6 protein-coding genes are annotated in these 6,304 nt (G+C 70.4%); 5 read left to right on the top strand and 1 reads right to left on the bottom strand.

Features of this window, described 5'->3' with window-relative positions; all coding sequences use genetic code 11:
- Window positions 1–34: 34 nt before the first annotated feature.
- Window positions 35–1,024, bottom strand: coding sequence for an N-acetylglucosamine kinase (locus tag ACFYM6_RS22165; RefSeq protein WP_387278229.1), 990 nt, complete (start codon window positions 1,022–1,024; stop codon window positions 35–37).
- 198 nt (window positions 1,025–1,222) lie between these two features.
- Here ACFYM6_RS22165 and ACFYM6_RS22160 point away from each other — a divergent pair, with 198 nt between their 5' ends.
- Genes ACFYM6_RS22160 through ACFYM6_RS22140 form a run of 5 tightly spaced genes read left to right on the top strand, consistent with a single transcriptional unit; the run spans window position 1,223 to window position 6,300 of the window.
- Window positions 1,223–2,185, top strand: coding sequence for a MurR/RpiR family transcriptional regulator (locus ACFYM6_RS22160; protein WP_387278227.1), 963 nt, complete (start codon window positions 1,223–1,225; stop codon window positions 2,183–2,185).
- Entirely contained in the window at window positions 2,182–2,931 is a 750-nt protein-coding gene (locus ACFYM6_RS22155; RefSeq protein ID WP_387278225.1) for a sugar isomerase domain-containing protein, read from the top strand. Before ACFYM6_RS22160 ends, ACFYM6_RS22155 begins: the two co-directional genes overlap by 4 nt.
- Window positions 2,932–2,956: 25 nt before the next feature.
- Window positions 2,957–4,369, top strand: coding sequence for an N-acetylglucosamine/diacetylchitobiose ABC transporter substrate-binding protein (gene ngcE / locus ACFYM6_RS22150; RefSeq protein ID WP_387278223.1), 1,413 nt, complete (start codon window positions 2,957–2,959; stop codon window positions 4,367–4,369).
- 22 nt (window positions 4,370–4,391) lie between these two features.
- Complete coding sequence (locus tag ACFYM6_RS22145; protein WP_387278221.1) at window positions 4,392–5,333, top strand: carbohydrate ABC transporter permease; 942 nt, start codon at window positions 4,392–4,394, stop codon at window positions 5,331–5,333.
- A 13-nt stretch (window positions 5,334–5,346) separates the two neighbouring features.
- The gene (locus tag ACFYM6_RS22140; protein WP_387278219.1) at window positions 5,347–6,300 is read left to right on the top strand and encodes a carbohydrate ABC transporter permease; all 954 of its coding nucleotides are present in this window, start codon (window positions 5,347–5,349) and stop codon (window positions 6,298–6,300) included.
- Window positions 6,301–6,304 lie beyond the last annotated feature (4 nt).

Below are 6,304 nucleotides of genomic sequence, written 5' to 3'. Positions count from 1 at the left end.
CCGTCGGGCGCAGGGGCAGCGCGGGGCGCGGGGGTCAGGTGGTCGTCGAAACCAGGAGGGCGTGCAGGGCTGCCGGGTCGGTGACCTCGGGCAGGTCGCGGGCGGCGAGCCAGGCAGCCGCTACGGCTCCGTCGCCGGCCGTGTGCAGCGGCGCGTCCGGCCACCGGCGGGCGAGCTCGGCACGGACCGCGGCGCCGAGCGGGGTGTCCCCGGTGAGCAGCCCGCCGCCGAGCACCACCGGGTCGGCCGCGCCGGGCGGCCGGATCCGGGCCGCGTTCTCCGCGAGCAGCACGGCGGCCTCGCCGATGAGCGCCCGGGCGGTCGGCTCGCCCGCGCGGGCCGCGGTCACCACCAGGGGCGCGAGCCGGGCCAGTTCCACCGGCGGTCGCCGGGTCACCGCCTGCACGACCGCCTCGGCGGTCGCCCGCGGCCGGGCCGCCACCTCGGCCGAGCCGGTCAGCTCGGCGAGCACCCGGCCGGCCAGCTCGCCGGGCGGGTCGGCGCGGTCCAGGTCGGACAGCAGCCGGCGGACCGCCTCCCGGCCGAGCCAGAACCCCGAGCCGGCGTCGCCGAGCAGCCAGCCGTGCCCGTCCGCCGTGCGGTCCAGGCGCAGGTCGCGCACCTGAGCGGCGATCGCGCCGGTGCCCGCGATGAGCACGGTGCCGTCCGGGGCCGCGGTGCCCGAGGCGTACGCCACCAGGGCGTCGCCGTGCACCGCGTACGGGCAGCGCAGACCCGCGTCGGACCAGGTCTGGTCGAAGGCGGCCCGCCCCTGCGGGTCGGCGAGGAGCCGGCCGGCCCCGGCCAGCCCGATCACGCCGGCGCGTACCCGGGTCGGGTCGACGTCGGCGAGCGCGGCGCGCAGCGCGGCGAGCAGTTCGGCGGCGGCCCGCTCGGCGCCGTGGCTGGTCGGGTTGCCGCCGCCGGCCCGGCCCGTGCCGAGTCGTACGCCGTCGATGCTGACGGCGGCGGCGCGGGTGGACGTACCCCCGACGTCGAGGCCGACCACGACGGTGTCGGACATCCGCTTGGCCTCCCTGCGCTCGGGCGTAGTGGCTCTTCATGCTGGTCCGCCCGGAACGCCGAGGCAAGATCCACGGCCCGGTCGGCGGCTGTGCGCCAGGTAACAGTTTGAAAACTTCGCCCACGGCCTTGACACAGAGGGGGCGTCAGTAAGAACTTTTACCACTAACAGTAAACACTCTTTTCCGAAAGGCGTCCCATGGTTGATCACGAGGTGGACACTCCCGCGGGGACCGCGGTGGTCGACGCCGACGCGGTCGACCGGCGGGGTGCGGTGTCGGTCTCCTCCGACGGAGTGCTGGCCAGGGTCCGGGCCGGCGTCGGGGAGCTGACGGGGGCGTTGCGCCGGGTCGCCGAGCACGTGCTCAGCGACCCGGAGGCGGCGGCCCGGGCCACCATCGTGGAACTGGCCGAGCGCAGCGGCACCTCACCGGCGACCATCACCCGGTTCTGCCGGGCGATGGGCTTCGAGGGCTACGCCGACCTGCGGCTCGGCATCGCCGCGGAGACGGGCCGGGCGCGCTCGGCGGGCTGGACCGTCGACATCGGCCGGGAGATCCAGCCCAGTGACCCGCTGTCCCGGGTCCTCGACCAGATCATGGCCGCCGACACCCGCGCCATGCACGACACCGCCGCGCTGCTCGACCTCGCCGAGGTGGAGAAGGCGGCGGTGGCCATCGCCGGCGCGAGCCGGGTGAACATCTTCGGCGCCAGCGGCAGCGCGCTGGTGGGCGAGGAGATGCAGTTCAGCCTGCACCGCATCGGGGTGGCCGCCTGGGCCTGGAGCGACGTGCACGAGGGGCTGGCCAGCGCCGCCCTGCTCGGTGTCGGCGACGTGGCGCTGGGCATCTCGCACACCGGGCAGACCCGGGAGACCATCGAGTTGCTCGCGGAGGCGGGCAGCCGGGGGGCCACCACGGTCGCGCTGACCGGCTTCCCCCGCTCGCCGCTGGCCGAGCTTGCCGACATCGTGCTGGTCACCGCCAGCCAGGCCACCACCTTCCGGCCCGACGCGCTCTCCGCCCGGCATCCTCAGCTTGTCGTGCTCGACCTGCTCTACATCGCCGTGGCGCAGCGCACCCACGACCGCGCCCACGCGGCCTTCCGGCGTACCGCCCAGGCCGTCGACGGGCACAAGGCCGCGAAGGGGGGCACTTCATGATCAGCGCCCAGCGGTACGCGGACGCCGTCCGGCCGGTGCTCGACCGGCTGGTCGACACGCAGGCGGCGGCGGTGGACCGAGCCGTCGACCTGATCGCCGCCGGGCTGCGCGCCGGCGGGGTGCTCCAGGCCTTCGGCGCCGGCCACTCCGAGGCGTTCGCCGCCGAGCTGGTGGCCCGGGCCGGCGGGCTGGTGCCCACCAACCGACTCTCCCTGCACGACCTCGTGCTGCACGGTGACGCGCCCCGCGACGTGCTCGCCGACCCCAAGCTGGAACGCGACCCGGCCGTGGCGCACCAGCTCTACGCCCTCGCCGCGCCGCAGCCCGAGGACGTGTTCGTGGTCGCCTCCCAGTCCGGCATCAACGGCTCGGTGGTCGAGCTGGCGGCGCTGGTCCGGGCGCACGGCCACCCGTTGATCGCGGTCACCTCGGTCGAGCACACGGCACGGGTCGCCCCGCGGCACCCGTCCGGGCACCGGCTCGCCGACCTCGCCGACGTCGTGCTGGACAACGGCGCGCCGTACGGCGACGCACTGCTGCCGCTCGAGGGCGGCGGCGCGGTCTGTGCGGTCTCGTCGGTCACCGCGGCGCTGCTGGCGCAGCTGCTGACCGCCGAGGTCGTACGACGGTTCCACCAGGCCGGGGAGGTACCCCCTATCTACCTCTCCGCCAACGTCCCCGGTGGGGACGAGCACAACCTCGCCCTCGAGTCGCGGTACGCCGGGCGCCTCCGGCGCACCGCCTGACCCGACACCACAAGGAGAGACGAAGATGTCGGTTACTCCCGAGAACCTCGGCGACCTCAGCCGGCGGGCGCTGCTGCGGCGGGCCGCCGCGGCCGGCTTGCTCGCCACCCCGGCGATGGGCCTGCTCAGCGCCTGCGCCGGCAGCGAGCCGAGCAAGTCCGACGACGCCGGTGGCGCGAAGAGCAAGGACAACCCGTTCGGCGTCAAGGACGGCAGCGCGGTCAAGGTGGTCATCTTCAACGGTGGCCTCGGTGACCAGTGGGCGAAGGAAGACAAGGTCGTCTTCAACGCCAAGCACGCCAATGTCACGGTCAACATGAGCTCGACTCAGAAGATCAAGACCGAAGAGCAGCCGAAGATGGCGACGCAGCCGAGTGACCTGGTGATGAACTCGGGTGCGGACATGATGGACCGCAGCACGCTGATCAACGAGGGTGCCATCGAGCCGCTCGACGACCTGCTCACCGCCCCCGCGTGGGACGGCGAGGGCACCGTCGCCGACACCCTGCTGCCCGGCACGGTGTCCGACGGCACGCAGAACGGCAAGTTCTACGTCGTCAACGTCGCGTTCACGGTCTGGGGCAACTGGTACAACGCCGCCCTGTTCAAGAAGGAGGGTTGGCAGCCGCCCACGACCTGGGACGAGTTCTTCGCGCTCGCTCCGAAGATCAAGGCCAAGGGCATGGCACCGTACGTCCACGACGCGGTGCACGGCTACTACCCCCGCTGGGCGCTCATGGCGAGCATCTGGAAGACCGCGGGCAAGCAGGTGATCGTCGACATCGACAACCTCAAGGACAACGCCTGGAAGGCCGATGGCGTGCTCAAGGCGCTGGAGCCGTGGGAGAAGCTCGTCAAGGACAAGCTGCTGCTGCCGGGCAAGCTCGACCACACCCAGTCGCAGCAGGCCTGGCTCGACGGCAAGGCGGCGTTCATCCAGGTCGGCACCTGGCTGAAGAACGAGATGTCGGCGACCATCCCGCCGGGCTTCGAGCTCACGATCTCCGACTACTGGTCCAACCCGGGCGACAAGGCGCCGAAGGACGTGTTCGCCGCCTCCGGCGAGGGCTTCGTCGTGCCGAGCAAGGCCCCCAACAAGGCCGCCGCCAAGGAGTTCCTGCGGGCGATCCTGTCGAAGGAGGGCTCGGCCAAGTTCGCCGAGCTGACCAAGTCGCTGGCCTCCACCAAGGGCTCCGGCGACAACGTGCAGGATTCGGCACTGTCCAGCGCGAACGCCCTGATGAAGAACGGCGGCAGCGAGCTCATCTCGGTCAAGTTCCAGGACTTCTACGCCGACCTGGACAAGGAGAGCCAGAACCTCTCCGAAGAGCTGATGGCCGGCCGGCTCACCGCGCAGCAGTTCATCGACAAGATGCAGACGGCCGCCGACAAGGTCGCCAAGGACTCGTCGATCAAGAAGCAGACCCGCACCGCCTGATCCGTTCGAGAGAGGCAGTCCAATGCGGCACGGAGTCGCGCGTTTCGTCACGGGCTTCCTGGCCCTGCCTGTCGCGCTGTACCTGTTCTACGTGGTGTGGCCGTTCGTGCAGGCGGCGGGATACTCGCTGACCGACTGGGGTGGGTTCTCGGGCTCCCAGAACTTCGTCGGGCTGGACAACTACGTCCGGCTGCTCTCCGACGAGCTGATCCGGAAGGCTTTCTGGCACAACGTGTTCTTCCTGGTCACCGTGCCGCTGTTCACCATCGCGCTGGCCCTGGTCCTCGCGTTCCTGCTCAATGTGGGCGGACGCGAGGACAGGGCCGGCATCCGCGGGGTGTTCGGCTCCGGCCTCTACAAAATCATCTTCTTCTTCCCGCAGGTGCTGTCGCTGGTGGTCATCGCCGTCATGTGGCAGCAGATCTACCGGACCGACGGTCAGGGCCTGATCAACGGGATGCTCATCAAGATCGGGCTGGTCGACGCGGACAACCCGATCGCGTTCACCGCCGATCCGGAGCCCTTCCTCGGCGTACCGGCGGTGCTGTGGTGGCTGCTGCTCATCGCGGTGTGGAGCGGGGCCGGTTTCTACATGGTGCTCTTCTCCGCGGCGATGCAGTCGATCCCGAAGGACATCTTTGAGGCGGCGATCCTGGACGGCGCGAACCGGTTCCACACCTTCTTCCGGGTCACCCTGCCGCTGCTGCGGGACACCATCTCGGTCGCCTGGGTCTACCTGGGCTTCATCGCGCTGGACATGTACGCCCTGGTCTTCGTCATGACCCCGAGCCAGGGCGGCCCGAACCACGCCAGCGAGATCTTCGCGTCGGTGCTCAACTTCACCGCGTTCCAGAAGGGCCAGTACGGCTACGCCTGCGCGATGGGTGTCGCGCTGGCCATCTTCACGATCCTGCTGGCCGCGGCGCAGTTGAGGATCACCCGTCGTGACCGTATCGAGTACTGAAGGAGGCGCGACGATGAGCACGGCGACGCACGGTCTCGGCCGGGCCGACCAGGCCAGCCCGTCCCGCCCGGCACCCGTACGGCGGGCGGACGCCCGCCGGGCCGGAGTGGGTGCCCGGATCTTCAACGGCTTCTCCCACCTGTTCCTGGTGGTCTGGGCCGTGATGGTGGTCTACCCGTTGGTGTGGGTGGTGATGTCGGCGCTCAAGAGCGACTCCGAGGTCATCCGCGAGCCGCTGTCCCTGATCCCGAGCAAGCTGCACTGGGACAACTTCGCCCGGGCCTGGACCGAGGGGCACCTCGGGTCGTTCTTCCTCAACACGGTGCTGGTGCTGGCCGGCAGCGTCACGCTGACCATGCTGCTCGGCTCGATGGCCGCGTACGCCCTGGCGCGCTACGAGTTCCGCGGCAACCGGTTGATCTACTACATGTTCCTCTCCGGCCTGACCCTGCCGATCTACCTGGCCGCGGTGCCGCTGTTCAAGGGCGTCTACAACATGGGAATCACCTTCCCGCTGCTCGGCCCGAACAAGCACCTCATGCTGATCGTGGTCTACGTCGCCTGGTCGCTGTCGTTCACGATCTTCTTCATGCACTCGTTCTTCCGGACGCTGCCCGACTCGATCGCCGAGGCGGCCATGGTCGACGGGGCCTCGCACACCCGGGCCTTCTTCAGCGTGATGCTGCCGATGGCCAAGCCGGGCCTGATCAGCATCGGCATCTTCAACGTGCTCGGCCAGTGGAACCAGTGGTACCTGCCGACCCTGCTCATGCAGTCGGTGGCCGGCGAACCGAAGCATCAGGTGCTCTCCCAGGGACTGATCGAACTCTCCGTCAACCAGGGCTACAAGTCCGACTGGTCCGGCCTCTTCGCCGGCGTCACCATGGCCATGCTGCCGGTCCTGATCGTGTACATCGTCTTCCAGCGCCAGGTCCAGTCCGGCCTCACCGCCGGCGTCGGCAAGTAAGCCC

The sequence above is a fragment of the Micromonospora sp. NPDC006431 genome (assembly GCF_042870725.1).
Classification (GTDB): domain Bacteria; phylum Actinomycetota; class Actinomycetes; order Mycobacteriales; family Micromonosporaceae; genus Micromonospora.
The sequence above is the reverse complement of the archived record's forward strand: the minus strand, read 5'-3'. Positions and strand labels throughout refer to the sequence as shown.

Coding starts and splice junctions, on each gene's coding strand:
- ACFYM6_RS22165 (WP_387278229.1), bottom strand. CDS start 1,024: ATGTCCGACACCGTCGTGGTCGGCCTCGACGTCGGGGGTACGTCCACC.
- ACFYM6_RS22160 (WP_387278227.1), top strand. CDS start 1,223: ATGGTTGATCACGAGGTGGACACTCCCGCGGGGACCGCGGTGGTCGAC.
- ACFYM6_RS22155 (WP_387278225.1), top strand. CDS start 2,182: ATGATCAGCGCCCAGCGGTACGCGGACGCCGTCCGGCCGGTGCTCGAC.
- ngcE (WP_387278223.1), top strand. CDS start 2,957: ATGTCGGTTACTCCCGAGAACCTCGGCGACCTCAGCCGGCGGGCGCTG.
- ACFYM6_RS22145 (WP_387278221.1), top strand. CDS start 4,392: ATGCGGCACGGAGTCGCGCGTTTCGTCACGGGCTTCCTGGCCCTGCCT.
- ACFYM6_RS22140 (WP_387278219.1), top strand. CDS start 5,347: ATGAGCACGGCGACGCACGGTCTCGGCCGGGCCGACCAGGCCAGCCCG.